The 16,398-nt window shown below is 55.9% G+C and carries 15 protein-coding genes; 11 read left to right on the top strand and 4 right to left on the bottom strand.

The window, feature by feature from the left end:
- The first annotated feature begins 18 nt into the window (after nucleotides 1–18).
- From ACQZ45_RS21715 to virB11, 5 genes are read left to right on the top strand one after another with little or no spacing between them, the layout of a single operon-like run.
- Entirely contained in the window at nucleotides 19–285 is a 267-nt protein-coding gene (locus tag ACQZ45_RS21715) for a hypothetical protein (protein WP_142851313.1), read from the top strand.
- Between the two features lie 3 nt (nucleotides 286–288).
- The gene (locus ACQZ45_RS21710; protein ID WP_003517248.1) at nucleotides 289–960 is read left to right on the top strand and encodes a VirB8 family type IV secretion system protein; all 672 of its coding nucleotides are present in this window, start codon (nucleotides 289–291) and stop codon (nucleotides 958–960) included.
- Nucleotides 957–1,811: a P-type conjugative transfer protein VirB9 gene (virB9, locus tag ACQZ45_RS21705; RefSeq protein WP_161986926.1), complete on the top strand. Its 855-nt coding sequence runs from the start codon at nucleotides 957–959 to the stop codon at nucleotides 1,809–1,811. The genes ACQZ45_RS21710 and virB9 overlap by 4 nt, the downstream gene beginning before the upstream one ends.
- A 14-nt stretch (nucleotides 1,812–1,825) precedes the next feature.
- Nucleotides 1,826–2,998 (top strand): type IV secretion system protein VirB10, encoded by a 1,173-nt coding sequence (gene virB10, locus ACQZ45_RS21700; RefSeq protein WP_142851312.1) that lies wholly within the window; start codon nucleotides 1,826–1,828, stop codon nucleotides 2,996–2,998.
- Nucleotides 2,999–3,006: 8 nt separating this feature from the next.
- Complete coding sequence (gene virB11, locus ACQZ45_RS21695; protein ID WP_142851311.1) at nucleotides 3,007–4,017, top strand: P-type DNA transfer ATPase VirB11; 1,011 nt, start codon at nucleotides 3,007–3,009, stop codon at nucleotides 4,015–4,017.
- Nucleotides 4,018–4,359: 342 nt separating this feature from the next.
- Here the strand turns inward: virB11 and ACQZ45_RS21690 are convergent, their stop codons facing one another.
- Entirely contained in the window at nucleotides 4,360–4,680 is a 321-nt protein-coding gene (locus ACQZ45_RS21690; protein ID WP_025591476.1) for an ArsR/SmtB family transcription factor, read from the bottom strand.
- Nucleotides 4,681–5,165: 485 nt separating this feature from the next.
- On the opposite strand from ACQZ45_RS21690, the gene ACQZ45_RS21685 reads away from it, so the two are divergent.
- The gene (locus ACQZ45_RS21685; protein WP_060642232.1) at nucleotides 5,166–6,125 is read left to right on the top strand and encodes an AraC family transcriptional regulator; all 960 of its coding nucleotides are present in this window, start codon (nucleotides 5,166–5,168) and stop codon (nucleotides 6,123–6,125) included.
- A 413-nt stretch (nucleotides 6,126–6,538) separates the two neighbouring features.
- Here the strand turns inward: ACQZ45_RS21685 and rnk are convergent, their stop codons facing one another.
- Nucleotides 6,539–6,952: a nucleoside diphosphate kinase regulator gene (gene rnk / locus ACQZ45_RS21680; protein WP_142851310.1), complete on the bottom strand. Its 414-nt coding sequence runs from the start codon at nucleotides 6,950–6,952 to the stop codon at nucleotides 6,539–6,541.
- Nucleotides 6,953–7,489: 537 nt separating this feature from the next.
- On the opposite strand from rnk, the gene ACQZ45_RS21675 reads away from it, so the two are divergent.
- The 4 genes from ACQZ45_RS21675 to ACQZ45_RS21660 all read left to right on the top strand — a co-directional run bounded on the left by ACQZ45_RS21675 (nucleotide 7,490) and on the right by ACQZ45_RS21660 (nucleotide 11,375).
- Nucleotides 7,490–7,915, top strand: a complete 426-nt coding sequence (locus tag ACQZ45_RS21675) for a GreA/GreB family elongation factor (protein ID WP_065687585.1) — start codon at nucleotides 7,490–7,492, stop codon at nucleotides 7,913–7,915.
- Between the two features lie 181 nt (nucleotides 7,916–8,096).
- Nucleotides 8,097–8,999 carry a DMT family transporter gene (locus ACQZ45_RS21670; protein WP_236736197.1) on the top strand — a complete coding sequence of 301 codons (903 nt, stop codon included), beginning with the start codon at nucleotides 8,097–8,099 and terminating at the stop codon, nucleotides 8,997–8,999.
- A gap of 89 nt (nucleotides 9,000–9,088) precedes the next feature.
- A complete protein-coding gene (gene gdhA, locus ACQZ45_RS21665) occupies nucleotides 9,089–10,438 on the top strand; it encodes an NADP-specific glutamate dehydrogenase (RefSeq protein ID WP_142851309.1) in 1,350 nt (449 codons plus the stop codon).
- A 64-nt stretch (nucleotides 10,439–10,502) separates the two neighbouring features.
- On the top strand, nucleotides 10,503–11,375 hold the full coding sequence (locus ACQZ45_RS21660) for a hypothetical protein (RefSeq protein WP_448742544.1): 873 nt from the start codon (nucleotides 10,503–10,505) through the stop codon (nucleotides 11,373–11,375).
- A gap of 533 nt (nucleotides 11,376–11,908) precedes the next feature.
- Here the strand turns inward: ACQZ45_RS21660 and ACQZ45_RS21655 are convergent.
- Nucleotides 11,909–12,448 (bottom strand): hypothetical protein, encoded by a 540-nt coding sequence (locus ACQZ45_RS21655; RefSeq protein WP_448742543.1) that lies wholly within the window; start codon nucleotides 12,446–12,448, stop codon nucleotides 11,909–11,911.
- 168 nt (nucleotides 12,449–12,616) lie between these two features.
- Between ACQZ45_RS21655 and ACQZ45_RS21650 the strand changes: the two genes are divergently transcribed.
- Complete coding sequence (locus ACQZ45_RS21650; protein ID WP_019565739.1) at nucleotides 12,617–12,823, top strand: hypothetical protein; 207 nt, start codon at nucleotides 12,617–12,619, stop codon at nucleotides 12,821–12,823.
- 340 nt (nucleotides 12,824–13,163) lie between these two features.
- Here ACQZ45_RS21650 and ACQZ45_RS21645 read toward each other — a convergent pair whose 3' ends face one another.
- Nucleotides 13,164–16,298 carry a hybrid sensor histidine kinase/response regulator gene (locus ACQZ45_RS21645; RefSeq protein ID WP_142851358.1) on the bottom strand — a complete coding sequence of 1,045 codons (3,135 nt, stop codon included), beginning with the start codon at nucleotides 16,296–16,298 and terminating at the stop codon, nucleotides 13,164–13,166.
- Nucleotides 16,299–16,398 lie beyond the last annotated feature (100 nt).

Here is a 16,398-nt window from a genome sequence, read left to right as displayed (position 1 = left end):
TAGATAAAGGCCTGCTGAATGATTAAGCCTGCCCTGTTGATCGTCTTTTCAGCCACGCTTGTCGGCTGCGCTTCGATGACCTACCCATTGCCGAACTGCGACGGCTATTCGCGCCGCCCATTGAACCGCTCGATGTGGGACTGGGAGGGCGGCAGCAAGCTGAAACAGCAGCAATCCAACACGAGTTCGTCCACGTCCCTCACACCTTTCGTAAAAGGGGCCAGCGAGACTTCCGCTTTTGCGCATCTGGACATCGACGGTTCCTATCGCCGTTGTGAGGGATGAAACATGGTGACGACAGATAATCTCAAGAGCTACTTCGACAAAGCACGTCGTTTCGACCAGGACCGGATGATCCAGGTCGAGCGATCGAACAGGATTGCCTGGTCGATCGCCATAGTTTCAGGCATTGTCGCCGCTGTAGCCGTCTTCGCGGTCGCGTGTCTCACACCCCTCAAGACGGTTGAACCCTTTGTGGTGCGCGTCGACAATTCGACCGGCATTGTCGACGTCGTGTCAGCGCTGACATCGACGGCTGGCACCTACGATGAGGCGGTGACGAAATATTTCGCTGCAAAATATGTCCGGGCCCGCGAGGGTTACGTCTGGAGTGAAGCACAGGAAAATTTCCGCACCATCGCCCTCTTGTCGACGCAAGCGGAGCAAACGCGTTTCGCGGCCCTCTACCGTGGCAGCAACCCGCAATCGCCCCAGAATACTTATGGTCGCGGGGCTACAGCAAGGATCGATATCGCTTCAATCTCCCTCATCAATCAGAATGTCGTTTCCGTACGCTACATGAGAACCATCACGCGTGGCGAGGAAGTACGAACGACCCATTGGGTTGCGTCGATCACCTATTCCTACGCGAACGCTCCGATGTCCTCGACGGACCGGCTCGTAAACCCGCTCGGTTTCGTCGTCAGCGAGTATCGCGCTGATCCGGAGGAGGTGAGATGATGCGCATCCCTCGAATTCCTGCACTCATCGTGACCCTTTCGATGTCGCCGGCGTTTGCGCTTGAGATACCCCGAGGTGCCTCGCAAGACAGTCGTATCCGGTTCGTGAACTACCAACCCTACAACATCACGCGGGTGGTCGGCACTCTGCGGTCATCCGTACAGGTCGAGTTCGCGGCGGACGAGGAAATCGCCCATGTCGCGCTCGGCAATAGCGTCGCCTGGGAAGTTGCGCCGGCCGGCAACATCCTGTTCCTGAAGCCACGCGAGAGCCAGCCGGTGACGAATATTTCCGTGGTTACGACGCGCACGGATGGCTCGACCCGCAGCTACCAGATGGAACTGACGGCGCGCGATGGCTCCGTAGAGGCTGGCCAAAACACCTACTTCTACGTGAAGTACAGGTATCCAGGCGATGACGCCGAGCTTCGCCGCCAGCAGGCAGCGTCGAGGGCTCTCGCGGCCCAGGCGAAGGACGCCGACAATGTGCTGGCGCTTCACGAAGCCTATGGCCCTCGAAACTGGCGCTATTCTTCTCAGGGATCGCAGGCACTGGAGCCGCAAAGCGTCTACGACAACGGCAAGATTACAACGTTCGCCTTTGTGGGTAACCAGGAAATGCCCGCGATCTATATGGAGAACTCCGACGGCTCCGAAAGCCTTGTTCCGAAGTCGGTCGATGGAGATCTGGTGATGGTGCACGCGATCAGCCGCAAGTTCATCTTGCGTCGGGGCAAGGATGTGCTCTGCGTCTTCAACGAAGCCTACGACCGCGTCGGTATCAATCCTGACACCAACACAACGTCTCCTTCGGTGGAGCGCGTCGTGAAGCGCGACGTTACCGGGCGATAGGGAAGGGAACAGTCATGGCTCAGGAAGACGAGGATCGCATCCCCGGAGAGCGTGCCGAAACCGTCACCAGTCGTCAGATCGACAACAGCCCTCTCTTGAAACGCGGCGCTGTTGCCATTGCGATCATCGCGTTTGTCAGCTTCGCGCTTTGGTCGACGACGGGAAAGAAGGGAAGGGATGAAAATCTTCAGCCCGAACGGATCATTATTCGTCAGACGACCCCCTTCGAGGCCGCAAAAGAGAAAGTTGAACCGGACCAGGCGCTCCCTGAAGTAAAATTGCCAACGCCTGTCGTCGAACCGGTCATTGAAGAGCAGGATAAGCTGCTCGATTCCGCCCGCCGCGCGCCCGTGATGGCCTTCAGTGGAGGGCAGAGGAATCGGAAAGAGCTGAGGGAAAGCGACAGCTCTTATCCTTCCAACAACAGCAATTTCGTGCCGCTCGACAACAATATGTCTGTTCAGAACCAGCAAAACAATGAGCAGCAGCGTTTCGATGGCCTTCTGCGGCCAACGCGGCTTGAAGGCTCAAGGGCCGGTACACTCGGAAACCGCAATTTCATCGTCGCGATGGGAACGACCATTCCCTGCGTTCTTGAAACCGCGTTAGCATCCGACCAGCCGGGATTTACCACTTGTGTGATCAACCGCGATGTTCTCTCTGACAATGGCAGGGTGGTCTTGATGGAAAAGGGCACGCAGGTTGTCGGCGAATATCGTGGAGGGCTTCAGCGCGGGCAAAAGCGCCTGTTCATTCTCTGGAATCGCGCGAAAACGCCGAAGGGCGTTATCGTCACTCTCGCATCACCAGCAACCGACGCACTTGGTCGTGCCGGTGTCGACGGCCATGTCGACATCCATTGGTGGGAGCGGTTCGGCAGCGCTCTTCTGCTTTCCATTGTCGGGGACGCGACGAACTATGCAAGCAGTCGGCTGCAGGACAGCGATGTCGACGCGCAAAAAACAACGAGTGCCAGTCAACAGGCGGCCGCCATCGCGGTCGAGCAGTCCATAAATATCCCGCCGACACTCAATAAGCACCAAGGTGAACCGGTTTCGATCTTTGTCGCTCGCGATCTCGACTTTTCCGGCATCTACGGTCTTAGGGTGACCGAACCCAGAAACCGCGTTTTCGATCGTGCAGTCCTGGGGGATTTCGCGCCACGATCGACGCTCCTAACGAAATAGGGCGCGAAATGGCAGAGAGGCAGGAATCGGCTGTCGTCAGCGAGCTGATGAAACCGTTTTCGACATTCCTTCAGGACAAGTCTCTCCTAGAGGTGATCGTCAATCGGCCCGGGCAGGTCTTGACGGAAGGTCTTGGTGGGTGGCGGACCTATGAAATGCCGGAACTGACCTTCGAAAAGCTCATGCGTCTCGCCCGGGCAGTCGCAAGTTTTTCCCATCAGTCGATTGATGAGACGCGTCCAATATTGTCGGCGACGCTACCCGGGAACGAACGAATCCAGATCGTCATCCCCCCGGCGACCATCAATGACACTGTCAGCATGACAATCCGCAAGCCTTCCTCGGTCGACTTCAGTCTTGATGATCTGGAGGAAAAGGGATTTTTCCAGACAGCGTGCGCAGCGACCAGTACCTCCTCCTCCGCGCAGGATGAGGAACTGTGTGAAACATATCGTGCCGGCCGTTTTAAGGATTTCCTGCGGCAGGCCGTCATCGCTCGAAAAAACATCATCATTTCTGGCGCCACAGGTTCGGCGAAAACGACACTTTCCAAAGCATTGATCAAGCATATTCCCGAAAACGAGAGGGTCATTTCAATCGAGGACACTCCCGAGCTCGTTATCTCACAACCGAACCACGTGCGCTTGTTCTACTCGAAAGGAGGGCAGGGGCTTTCGCGTGCCGGACCGAAAGAGCTTCTCGAATCCTGTCTTCGTATGCGGCCGGATAGGATTCTGCTTCAGGAGCTTCGCGATGGGACGGCCTTTTATTATATCCGGAACGTGAATTCAGGCCATCCTGGCTCAATAACCACGGTCCATGCTAACTCGGCCGAATTGGCTTTTGAGCAACTGGTCCTGCTCGTTAAGGAGTCGGAGGGCGGCGCAGGTCTGGACCGGGCCGACATCGTGGGTTTTTTGAAGGCGAGTATAGATATCGTTGCTCAGTGCAGGCGACACAAAGGAAACTTTCGGCTGTCTGAGGTGTATTTCAGGAGTGAGTGTAGAGCCACGGAATAGCAAACTGAGCGACTCACGGAGTTCCGAGGTGCGGATTATGGTCCTGATGTTTCTTGTTGTGTGTGTCTCCGTAAAGAGCGCCGAAAGCAGCACGGTAACCGTGTAAGTCGATAAGCGTAGTACACCTTAAGACAACTCTGACGTATGCCTGCAAGATCCTCGTTGTCACTCATCCATGGAGTGTCGATCACAGATCAGGCGACAGCGGACAATATGCGGTCGGACAACCGCTTACAATACATCAAGAAAACAGTCTAAAGCGGCGAGGAATCTTGACTGGCCAGCCAGTCCAATCCAGTGAAGCCATCCATAACGTTACCAGCCTCATGCGCCGGGGCGAATTTATCGCCCGCTTGGCGCAGCAGCCGGAGACACAGGCGGCTGCTCGCGGAAAATCGCTTCCAAAGTAGCTAAAATACGCCGCACGGCATCGGAATGGCTGAAATAGTAGATCACCTGCGCTTCACGGCGGGTTTGTACGACGTTTGCATTGCGCAGCTTGGCGAGGTGTTGCGACAAGGCTGATTGGCTGAGGCCAACCCGGTGTGCCAGCTCACCAACCGGAATTTCGGCGTCAACGAGAATCCGCAGTATTGCGAGCCTTTTCGGGTTTTCCATCGCCGCTAAAAGCTTGGAGGCCGAAATAATTGATTGCTCATCCAGACATCTCTGTATCAAATCCGTATCCAAACCACTTTATGTCGCGGACGTTTAGGCCATAATCCTTGGCTAAGCCATTCGACGTGAACCTTTTTTAGAGGTTTAGAGCCGCGACCGGTAAGGCGCCAATGTTTATAATTAAGAATAGTCGAAAACTCTCACTCTCAAAAGGCGCGTGAAGCCGATGAGCCACCTGTAAAGTGCAGGTGTGTTTCTGAGGTGCAATTTTTTTGCGACTATTGCCAGCGTGCCGGACAAATGTCCTCTGAACCGTTCACTAGACATTGAGAACGTCTTCGGCAACGCAGAGGCTGATTGCAAGCATGACTGATTACGACCGAAATGGAGCAATACCCTCGGTTGATTCCCAGATCTAAATGATGCCGCACCGTTGGTTATTATAGGGACATATGATGCCATTTCAGGTGATTTGAGTTGGTACCTAATGCGCTTTTTATCACGTCAACCTGTGTTGGGATGTGCGGGAAATGTCGGACGGGCTGTACAAAAAGCTCAAGATCTCGTCGAGAGATATTGGGGAAGTCGAAGAGTATCTGAGTGAGGCGTATGCTCCCGTCGCTGTCATGCCACTGGGCTCACACGACAACTATGGGGTCACCGGTCAACTGGCCGTAATCGATGAAGTATTCTTCGAATGGTCGGCGACCATAGGCTCGTATCGCGTTACTCCCATTGCGATGTTCGACGCTGTTCTGTTTAATTTCGCGAGCAAGGGAGCAACCGAATATGACTTCCGGGGTGAAAGGCTATCGATTGCGGCTAATCAGGTCATTGGCTACCGGCACGCCGACAGCGTGGATGTCCTGGATGGTAGCGAACATTCAACAGTCGTTATCTCAGACGCTCTATTATCAAGACGAATGTCGATATTGCTCGATCGGCCTGTGGTTCAGCCGATCGAATTTAGCAAACGCGCTCTGGATCATGGCAAACTCGAAGGGCTTCCGGCTCTTGTTCAAATGCTGAACGGTTCACCATTACAAGGAATTGCCAGGTCATTGAATAAGCAGTCCCCGAGTATGGGTAATCTGATCGTTGACAGTTTTCTTCTAAACTATCCGAACAACTACACGCAAAAACTTGAGGCGCCCGTGCCCGTCATTGCTCCACGACAGGTCCGTCGAGCGATTGATTATATCCATGCGCACCCAGCGGCTAGAAGCTCTCCTGAACTCTTGGCGGGCCTGAGCGGGGTCAGTGTTCGTTCTTTGCAATATTCCTTTTTGAACTGCGTGGGACAAACAATAAGTGAGTATCAGCTTGCTCTGCGCCTTCAAAAAGCTCGCGACGAGATCGATCGGAATAAGGATCGGTCCGTAAAGGAGATTTCTCAGACGTGGGGATTTGCAACCCAAAGTGCCTTCACCCAGAGCTTCAAAAAAGCATTTGGGGTCAGCCCATCTCAACACCGGAAGGGCGAACTTTAGGCGCTGGATCGTCCATGGCATTTATCCGCCTCGTTTTTCGGCGTGGCAATGGCGTTGCAGGATGTGTGATGTCAGTCAAGCATAACCATCTGAGCCGCCACCTGCTCCTCGAACAACTTCGAGAAAGAGGTGATGGGTGCCGAAACGATTGCGCTTCTAGTGCTCATTCAGATATTCAGGTGATGTTCATTTGACGTTGAAACGCAAGGCAGTATGCATGGATCGAAGCTTGCCGGGTCATTCAGGGACAGATGGCCAACCAAGGGAGTGGAAGATGAAGCTCTCTGGCATCGATTGGGATCGCAATAGTCGCGATTACTCGCGACGTTTGAATTGTGACCTCGTCAATCGGTGGATGCGGACGGTCGCCGTCAATTTGTAAACGGGTTCTCGTATCATCCGGAATGAGGGTCTTAAGAGGCGTTGACCGTTAAGTCGGCCATCACCTCAAGGACGGTCAACTTGTGTGAATGCCCGTCACGGCCCTTCCACTCGATCTGCTGTCCGGGAGAAAGACCAAGAAGAGCAGCTCCAATCGGGGTCAGCACGCTGACCATTGAGCGTTCGATGTCGGCGAGGCCGGGGTAACAAAGAGTTACCGTCCTTCTGGCTCCGCCTTCCGTCAGGTAGGATACCGTCGATCCGACCGCCACTGCGTCTGCGGGGAACTGGTCATCCTCTACGACATCAGCACGCTCAAGTTCGATAAGTAACTCCTCGGCATCGTCGAGGTCGCGCCCCGGTGCCGCGAGTGCAAGAGCGGTCAGACGAGCGTGGTCAGTCTGCCGGACGATGATGGACGGCTTTGTGTAATCGGTGGTGTTCATTTCATATGCCTCGTACCGCGGCCGAATAGCTGCGTTCTTAAAAAGACTGCTTGTTCTTAAAAGGACTGCTTGTGGAGGGTGAGGTCGCGCAATCCCGCAGGATCAAAGCCCGGGTTCAGACGCGCGACAGCAGTCTAGGTCCCGGGCTAGTATCCTTCGACGGGATACTCTCGGCAGAGGCGAAATCTATGGAAATTGCCAATTTTCAACATGGTGCTCTAATCATGGCATGCCTGAGGGGGAAGTCAAGAAGCGCCGTGAGACGCTGCCCGGCGCTTTTGATCTCGGCAAGTGCCCTTGACTTCATGGCACCTTCCATAAATGCTAGGTTGATGTTGAACGAGAGCAAAAGACGCGCAGTGAGCGCTTTCAGGGTCTGCCCCATCGCAGGATCGTAACCGGGTCCGGCCACTGTCGCCTGCCGGATCCAGAATGGCTACGTCAACACGTTCGCCCTACCATCTGCGGCAAGTCTCTCTTCAAACAAGTCAACGCCCTTCCTCTAGCGACAGGGTTGTTGCGCAGGTCACAATAAACATGTCTTCACTCAGCCAAACCATGCCCATAATCGGGGCAACAGACTTTCACACACTTAGCCGCCTGACGCTCGTGGCCTTGACCAATGATTTCGACGTCGGCCCCGACTTGAGTGAGAAGCTGGAAAACTCCTGGGTCTTGGCAGACGAACAGGTCTCGCTCGACACGGTCTGCCTAGGATCAACTGTCTCGTATGATGTAGAGGGGCAGCAACGCCAGGTTACCCTTGTTCTCCCGAATGAAGTGCTGGCAGACGCGGGCCGCTTGTCTGTATTGACGCCTGTTGGCGTGGCGCTCTTGGGCCTTAAGCCCGGGCAGCGCGGGGAATGGAATTCTCGCGATGGACACAGACATCAATTGACTGTCGTCCGGGTCGGCCGTGCCGGTGAAAGACGAGCAGCCGCGGAAGCCTTCAGCCACCTCTGAACGCGATGATATCGACGCAAGAAAGGTCTGCAGGACCGGATGTCTGCGCTTGCTTGCGCACGTTCCTCCGCCCTTTGAACGCACCAACAACATCTGTTTCGTATGGTGCTTCAGATGTTTGGCCAACAAAAGTGGACCAAGGCTTCCCTTATCGCGGCAGCACAAGCTTTCCGGAGCAATCATGGAAAAAGACACACATTTTACTGGAATGCGGCGGCGGGCAGGTTTGGCGCAGGGACTTGGCTGGATGGCGCTGAGCATGGCGTCCTTCATAAGCATGGCTGTCGGCTCTCGCGAGCTTGCATCGACCTTGTCGATCAGACAGGTGCTGTTTTTCCGGGCTCTCGTCGGTCTTGGCGTAATTTTGCTGGTGGGACGGTCACTCCTGCCGCAGATCCGTCAGAAGAAACTGTTTCCAAGGCATCTCGCCCGAAACGTCGTTCACTTCACCGCCCAGTATTTCTGGACCATTGGCGTGGTCGCTCTCCCACTGGCCTCGGTCTTTGCACTCGAATTTACGATGCCGATCTGGGTCGCATTTTTCGCCTGGCTTTTTCTCAAGGAGCAGCTAACCGGGCCGCGGCTTCTCGCAACCCTTGGCGGTTTCATCGGTGTTCTGGTGATAGTGCGTCCAGGATTCGGCGTCATTGATCCGGCTGCTGGTTTAGTGCTGCTGGCGGCCGCCGGCTATGGGCTTTCCTTAATTCTCGTCAAGCAGCTCACGAAAGAATGCTCACCAGCAATCATCGTGGTCTGGATGATCCTCATTCAACTGCCGCTGGGACTGCTGGCCGCGTTGACGGACTGGAGGGACGTCAGCCTGTCCGATATTCCGTGGATGATGGTTGCCGGCGTTGGTGCCTTGAGTGCGCATTACTGCCAGGCACAGGCGCTTAAGCGCCTCGATGCATCTGTCATCATGCCCATCGACTTTTTGCGTGTACCCATGGCTGCGGTCGTCGGGTTCTACGCTTACGGAGAAGGCGTGGACGCCTGGGTCGTCATCGGCGGATGCATAATCCTGCTGTCGAACTTCCAGGCGATGATGTCCGAGCGAGTGAGGTCAAAGAACCCCGATGTCTGACGAGTCAAGGCAGTCACCCTCGCCGGCAGTGATCAGGCTGCTTTGCCCATGCCGATCTTCCTTAAGATATTAAAAAAACGGAGTATTTGATGGTTCACGTCGACGAAAAACTCGAACCCATTCTCAACGAAGTCTTGCGCCGAAACGCAGGAGAGTTCGAGTTCCACCAGGCCGTGCGCGAAGTCCTGGAGAGCCTTGGAAGAGTCGTTGCTAAACATCCGCGTTATGCGGAAAACGCCCTCATCGAGCGGATTTGTGAACCGGAGAGGCAGATCATCTTTCGTGTACCTTGGGTGGATGACAACGGTCAGGTCCAAATCAATCGCGGATTCCGCGTGCAGTTCAATTCTGCTTTGGGTCCCTATAAGGGCGGCATTCGGTTTCATCCCTCGGTCAACGTCGGTATCATCAAGTTCCTCGGATTCGAACAGACGTTCAAGAACGCCTTGACCGGTATGCCCATCGGGGGAGGGAAGGGCGGATCCGACTTCAATCCGCGCGGACGATCTGATGGCGAAATTATGCGCTTTTGTCAGTCGTTCATGACTGAGCTTCATAGACATATTGGCGAATACACCGATGTTCCCGCTGGCGACATCGGTGTCGGCGGTCGTGAGATTGGCTATATGTTTGGCCAGTACAAGAGGCTGACCAATCGATTTGAGGCGGGTGTCCTGACCGGGAAAGCCCTGTTCTATGGCGGTTCGCGCGCTCGCAAAGAAGCGACAGGTTATGGGGCGAGCTACTTTGTGCGCAGGATGCTGGCCTCCAAAGGAATGGACTTCTCAGAAAGGCGTGTGTCGGTTTCTGGTTCGGGCAACGTTGCAATCTATACAATGGAAAAAGTAAGCGAGTTCGGCGGGAAGATTGTCGCTTGCTCCGATTCAAACGGTTATGTCGTTGATGAAAACGGGATTGATTTCGCCCTGGTCAAGGAGATCAAGGAGGTCCGCCGAGGACGCATCTCGGAATACGTGAAGCTCAAGGGGTCGGACGCTTGCTTTGTAGAGGGAGGATCAATCTGGGATGTCCCCTGTGACGTGGCTATGCCCTGTGCAACGCAGAACGAACTGACTGGTAAAGACGCAAAGACGCTCGTCAGAAACAACGTCATCGCGGTGGGAGAAGGCGCGAATATGCCGTCGACTCCCGAGGCTGTAAGGTTGTTTCAGGCGGCAGGCGTCATGTTCGCGCCTGGCAAGGCCGCTAATGCAGGAGGGGTCGCCACGTCTGCTTTGGAAATGCAACAGAACGCTTCCCGTGACAGCTGGACGTTTGAGCAAACGGAGGCGCGCCTCGCAGACATCATGAGTGCGATCCATGATGTCTGCGCGGAAACAGCCGAGGAATATGGCGCGCCGGGCGATTACGTCCTTGGTGCAAACATCGCCGGATTTGTTCGGGTCGCGGAAGCTATGGACGCGTTAGGGGTCATCTAGGCGATCACGAGCGGCGGCCCAGCTCGACTCATGCTGTCCGGGAGGAACGCATCGGTGATGATTATTGGACCTCAAGCCAGACCGGAGCCGCTGCGCCTCAAAGCAGGAGCGTCACCCGATCGCACGCGTGCGATCGGGTCGTTCGCCAATTCAGTCGCTCCACTGGTCTTTGTTCTCTTTGTTGAGAGCAAGGCGTTTTTCAGAGGTTACCACCTTGTTTCCTGCCCTGCTTGCCAAGCCCAATTTTGGACTTGATCATGCTACTCTGGCTGATGTCGCCGCTATCCTATGTGAGGACGAGGCCTGCCTTGCACCGATTGCTAACGCGGCTAACGAGACGACAGGCGAGCCACGGTGGATTGCTCTGGCTTTAATACATGCACTCTGGCGGAAGGCTGGAGTCGACCCTCAGGTGATGTCCTCCGTCCTTAAAGCCTGGCCGGAGATAGTGGCATCGCTCGAAGCGGTTATGTGTTTCCGGGCGAATGCGGCCGCCGAAGAGAGCGATCCATTCATGTTCTATCAACCTGTCGCCGCCCACTCGATCCCCGTTGCTGGTCTCGATGAGTACATTGATCTGGTTGAGAACCGCTTCATTATTTGGAGGCGTCCCAGCATCGATCGGAAATCTCTGGGAAAAGCATTGATCGCTGGACGCAGGTCGGACAATGATGCCGCTTATCTTGCCGCCTTAAGATCGCTACAAGCTCGACCGACATACCAGAGCACCGGGCTTGGCTTTACCGATGGAAGCACGTTCTTCCACAACGAGTGGGGGCGCAACCTAGCTGAGCAGGCGCTCGAATCGTCAGTGCGGTGCAATGACCGGTCAGGTCTGTTGTTCGAGAACAGCTACGTCTGCAAAACCTCCATCAATGTCTCGATCGTCGTCCGCGCGTTCAAGCGAAAAGCTCTGGGTCTGACAGTGAGGCTATAAAGTGACGCAGAGCTTGTTGCCGCTGAGTGGATGTCACGAGGTTCGCTCACGTACGATTTGGCGCTAATGGTCCGGCATCATTCCTATCGTGCGGCAAAAGGTCACCTTGCAGGCAACGCGATCCTTGCCCAGATAAGCATCATGAAAACGACCATGAAATCCCTATTTTTCAGGCTTATTGATCAGGCACGTTCCCTAACCCGGAGCTGGCAGCACTGAACCTTTAACGCCGCCATAGACCCAGCCGCTCCGGGAACCACGCAATTGAAAGTGCGGTTCGTATGCGTCGCTCGCGCGACGTAGCCATGGAGCGTTTTAATGTCCCACCCTCGCCCCCTTCCAGTCTGCCCTGCCTGCAACCGTCAACTGCCGGGTGCCGCGGCCCGGTGCCCTTGGTGTGAAACCTCCGTTCCACTGAGAGCCGCACGCAAGCCTCATAGTTGCAAGCGCAACGAGTTCCGGCTGCCCTTTCGCTGGCTTGCGGAGACCGCAGGACAATGACACGCGCTACGACAGCAAGCCCGATCGTCTCGTCACCTGATGACAGAGGTCAGTTGCAGCAGGTCGGAGTACTTCCCTGGCGGATCGGGCGCGACGGCGAGCGCAAGGTGCTGCTTGTCACGGACCATGAGCGCGAGCGCTGGATCGTGCCCACTGGCCCGCTCGTGAAAGCATGTCCGCCCCTCGTCATGGCCTCGCGACATGCGTTTAAGGTGGCAGGAATTATTGGCGACATGTCCCCGGCTCCGGTAATGACGCACAGATATATCGAGACCCTCAACGATGGGCCTCAGCTTGTCTGCTGTGTCACGATATTCGGTATGAACGTGCGTGGCACTTTGACCCACTGGCGCGAAAAAGCGCACCGAAAAAGACGATGGTTTTCTCCACAAGCGGCGGCGGACAGGCTGGGTGATATCGCGCTTGCCGATTTTGTACGGAAGCTCCATGCAGAGCTGGGGTGTCGGCATGCCCGCCGTCACTCTGGCCGCCTGATCCTGGGGTTGAGCGAGCGGCAAGGTTCTGGTGTCTGACATGCCGACGATGGAGCTAACGGGTTTCGCGCTCACCATGCGTTACGTCTTTCCTATCCGAAGGGTTAGTGCCGGACGCTGATTGCCTGGCGCCAATAGTTGCGACCGCGACATTGGCGTCAGGTCTCTCGCAACCCGACACGAAAACTGCGGAGCAAATCTGGCCGCCTGTGCCATGGCATTGCCCGCATTCGGAAAGAAGCAGTCATGACTTTCAGATATATTCACACCCTTCCTATCAGCGGCCCCAACAAGTTGCCTCGTTTCAGGCGGTGGGCTGCCGAAAATATTCCCGGCATTGCCGTCTCTCTGCCGCCCCAGGTGCCGGTTAAGAGCGAAGCTCTAACGGTGCGATTGAAATCGGTTGAGGATCGCAACACGCTGATCGCGAAACTGGAGGGCGTCAGCCTCTAGTGATCTCGTGCCCCGCGGCGTACGGCTGATCCGGATCGACCTGGTGGTGTTCTATGCCGCGCGGTTCTTGTCGGTCGAGCTATGCCTTACGCCGCGGGGGCGTCGACTTCGGATAAAAACGAACGGCCCATTAACCGGCGAAGGGTGCCGTGGCCTCGCTTGCCCAGGGGGCATCAAGGTATCTCCACAGATCCAGTCCCACAATCGTGATGACCCGCCGGTCAATAGCGCAGGTGGGACTGGATACTCAACCTTGCGCAAGTGGCCGGCTGCCATCGCCAAACAGCGCGATGGCAAACGTGGTTATACCCGTGCGCGAGCCATGCCAGCCAAATTGCGGTCACAAGGTCCGATCGGCCTTACCCAACACCTGTCGCAGCCCATCGATACTGAAAGGCTTGGATAATTGCTGCGCATCGGAAATGCCCGAGGCTGTCTTGGCGTTGTCGTCACCGCTTGCGAAAACGATCCGCACGTTTGGCCAGCGTTCCCTTACATGTCTTGCAAGTTCGATCCCGGACATGCCGGGCAGACCGACATCTGTCAGCAACATGTCGATCCTGTTGGTCTCAAGGACGCTGAGCGCATCCTCCGCTGAGTTGGCCTCATGCACCATGTGACCTAGCTCTTCTACCATGTCGACCGTCGACATCAGGATAAGCGGCTCATCCTCAACGATAAGGACATGCGGTTTTGCGGACACCGTTGGGCGGCTATCACGCGGCTCCTGCTCGGGTGCAGGCGCGGGCTCCTGGCGCTCCATCCGTTGCAAGGCAATCCTGTGTTGCTGCGCGTTGTTCAGGACGTGGCGGACTTTGCGGGCCAGTGCCTCGCGCGTGTAGGGTTTGGATAGCAACTCGACACCAGCGTCCAACCGGCCGCCGTGGACGATCGAATTTTCGGTGTAGCCTGAGGTAAATAACACGGCCATGCCAGGGAACTGAGCCTTGGCCTTCCTCGCAAGATCTGTGCTGCGCATCGGGCCCGGCATCACGACGTCCGTGAACAGCAGGTCGATCTGAACGCCACTGCTGACGACGGCGAATGCGGACTGTGCGTCTCTCGCTTGGAGGACGCGGTAACCAAGGTCCGTCAGCAGCGCCACCGATGTTTCTCTAACGCCGTCATCGTCTTCCACCACGAGAACAGTTTCCGTGCCACCCGTCACCGCAATGGCCTCTGGATCACTCAGGCTGTCTTCGACCTGCACCGTGCGCGGCATATAGAGTTTCATGGTCGTCCCATGCCCGACCTCGCTGTAGATTTTGAGGTGGCCGCCGGACTGCTTAAGAAAGCCGTAAACCATCGACAAACCGAGGCCGCTTCCCTTCCCGTCCGTTTTCGTGCTGAAGAACGGTTCCAGGACATGCTCGATGATATCCGGCGATATTCCTGACCCCGTATCAGTCACTGCAACGAGTACATATTGTCCGGGACGGACATCGTCGTGCGAACGGGCGTAATTGTCGTCGAGAACCGCATTTCCGGTCTCGATTGTCAATCGTCCGCGGCCTTCCATCGCGTCCCTCGAATTGATTGCCAGGTTAAGGATGGCGTTCTCCAGCTGACTCGGATCGATCAGCGTATTCCATAACCCGCCGGAGACAACGGTTTCGAGTTCTATCTCTTCGCCCAGTGCCCGGCGCAGCATATCGTCCATATTCTGGATGAGTTTTCGAACATTGACGACTTTGGGCTCGAGCGGCTGACGGCGGCCGAAGGCCAAAAGCTGCGATGCCAGCTTTGCGCCGCGGGCAACGCCGGCCAAGGCATTATGCAGGCGTTGTTCTGCCCGCCTGTTGCCGTCGATATCTTTGGAGAGAAGCTGCAGGTTGCCGCTCACGACCTGGAGAAGATTGTTGAAGTCGTGCGCCACGCCACCTGTGAGGTTACCCAGCGCTTCCATCTTTTGCGCCTGCCTCAACGCGATCTGCGCGGTTTCGCGCTCGACAGTTTCTTTCTCTAGCTTCAGAAGCGCAGTTCTCAGTTCAATAGTGCGCTGCTCGACTTTTTCCTCAAGGGTGTGGTTAAGGCTCTGAAGCTGATCCTCAGCACGCTTTTGGTCCGTGACATCGAAGCCATCAACGAAAATCCCGGTCACTGATCCGTTAAGATCAAAAATTGGCTGGTAGATCAAATGTACGAAGCGCTGATCCGGCTGCTCCTTGCCATCCCGTTCCAGGAAAACAGGCACATAACGACCTATATACGGCGTGCCCGATCGAAAAACACCGTCGAGCAATTCGAAGAAACCTTGCCCGGCAATCTCGGGCAGCGCCTCTCTGACACTGAGGCCAAGGAGCTCGCGATGCCCGACAAGTTGATTATAGGCATCGTTGACCAGCTCGAACGTGTGTTCAGGCCCGCTGAGGATGCACATGAAACTTGGGGCTTGCTGGAACAGGGCGCGCATCCGATCTCGCTCCGCGGTCCGAAGTTCCACTTCTGAGGAGAGTTGACGATTGAGCTGCTCGAGTGCCAACGCTGCTTTTTCCCGGATCTCAGCAGCCTCCGCAAGCGCCGCTGCCCGTCGACGTTCTGTTTCGAACGCTTCGGCGCTCGCCAAGCGCGAGGTGATCTGGCCGGCAATCAATTTAAGGAAATCCAGATAATCGTCGCTGACCGCCCGATGCGGATTGAGCCCGGTGATCATTACCCCCTTGGGTTGGTCGCTGGCTTGTCCGACCAAAGGAATGACCGCAGCCTGAGATGGCGCTCTTTGCCAGGGCCCCGACGGGATGACGTCTGTGGCCGACAACTTTATCAGATCCATGGCCTGTTCTTGCCAGGCGCGTTCAAGGTTCCAGATGCCCACACCACGGTTTATTGTTACCGGCAATAAAGTGTCGTCTTCAGCCGTGCCGCAAACCCACCGGCGCATCGCATTGCCGTTCTCGTCAAAAACGTAAAGTGCGCAGAAGGGAAGATCCTGAGGGTTGTCGTTAAGCGCTTTGCGTGAAGCGTTGAAGACTTCGACCTCGGTGTCAGCCACGGCAAGGCCAGACGCCAGGGTGCGCATGGTTGCCAGGCGGCGTTCACTGATGACCCGCTCGGTTTCTTCCGTGACCGCGCAGAAGACGCCCTCGACCTTGCCACTGTCTCCGATCAGCGGACTGTAAGAGAAGGTATGGTACGTTTCTTCCGGATACCCGTCGCGTTCGAGAAGCAAGAGCAACGCGCGGTCCCAGGTTGCCTCTCCGCTTGAATAAACGGTTTCCAAGCGCCCTTTGATATCATTCCAGATTTCAGACCATAATATCTTTGTCGGCACAGCAAGCGCGTTGGGGTGCTTATTTCCCAAGGTCGGCCTATAGGCGTCGTTATAGAAAAAGGCGATGTCTGGACCCCAGCCAAGCCACATTTCAAATTTTGAGGTGAGCAACAGCCGAATTGCGACCTTCAGCGCTTCGGGCCACTCGTCCGGACAACCAAGTGTACTATCCGCCCAATCATGGCGCCGCATCATTTGCGCCATCTCTCCATCGCCAACAAATATGTCCCGATACCGGTCCGAAATTAATGCCATTCCACTTCCATCCCAATAAAGCACATCCTACGTAGAACATTGATAACGC

It is taken from the genome of Agrobacterium sp. 16-2014-1-2a, from assembly GCF_053522705.1.
This window is presented reverse-complemented; position numbering and strand designations above follow the sequence as displayed.

Bases quoted from the DNA above. Each gene is read 5' to 3' on its own strand.
- ACQZ45_RS21675 (WP_065687585.1), top strand. From the start codon at position 7,490: ATGTCTTCACTCAGCCAAACCATGCCCATAATCGGGGCAACAGACTTT.
- ACQZ45_RS21655 (WP_448742543.1), bottom strand. From the start codon at position 12,448: ATGGTGAGCGCGAAACCCGTTAGCTCCATCGTCGGCATGTCAGACACC.
- ACQZ45_RS21685 (WP_060642232.1), top strand. From the start codon at position 5,166: ATGTCGGACGGGCTGTACAAAAAGCTCAAGATCTCGTCGAGAGATATT.
- virB9 (WP_161986926.1), top strand. From the start codon at position 957: ATGATGCGCATCCCTCGAATTCCTGCACTCATCGTGACCCTTTCGATG.
- rnk (WP_142851310.1), bottom strand. From the start codon at position 6,952: ATGAACACCACCGATTACACAAAGCCGTCCATCATCGTCCGGCAGACT.
- ACQZ45_RS21710 (WP_003517248.1), top strand. From the start codon at position 289: ATGGTGACGACAGATAATCTCAAGAGCTACTTCGACAAAGCACGTCGT.
- ACQZ45_RS21650 (WP_019565739.1), top strand. From the start codon at position 12,617: ATGACTTTCAGATATATTCACACCCTTCCTATCAGCGGCCCCAACAAG.
- ACQZ45_RS21715 (WP_142851313.1), top strand. From the start codon at position 19: ATGATTAAGCCTGCCCTGTTGATCGTCTTTTCAGCCACGCTTGTCGGC.
- gdhA (WP_142851309.1), top strand. From the start codon at position 9,089: ATGGTTCACGTCGACGAAAAACTCGAACCCATTCTCAACGAAGTCTTG.
- ACQZ45_RS21645 (WP_142851358.1), bottom strand. From the start codon at position 16,298: ATGGCGCAAATGATGCGGCGCCATGATTGGGCGGATAGTACACTTGGT.
- virB11 (WP_142851311.1), top strand. From the start codon at position 3,007: ATGGCAGAGAGGCAGGAATCGGCTGTCGTCAGCGAGCTGATGAAACCG.
- virB10 (WP_142851312.1), top strand. From the start codon at position 1,826: ATGGCTCAGGAAGACGAGGATCGCATCCCCGGAGAGCGTGCCGAAACC.
- ACQZ45_RS21670 (WP_236736197.1), top strand. From the start codon at position 8,097: ATGGAAAAAGACACACATTTTACTGGAATGCGGCGGCGGGCAGGTTTG.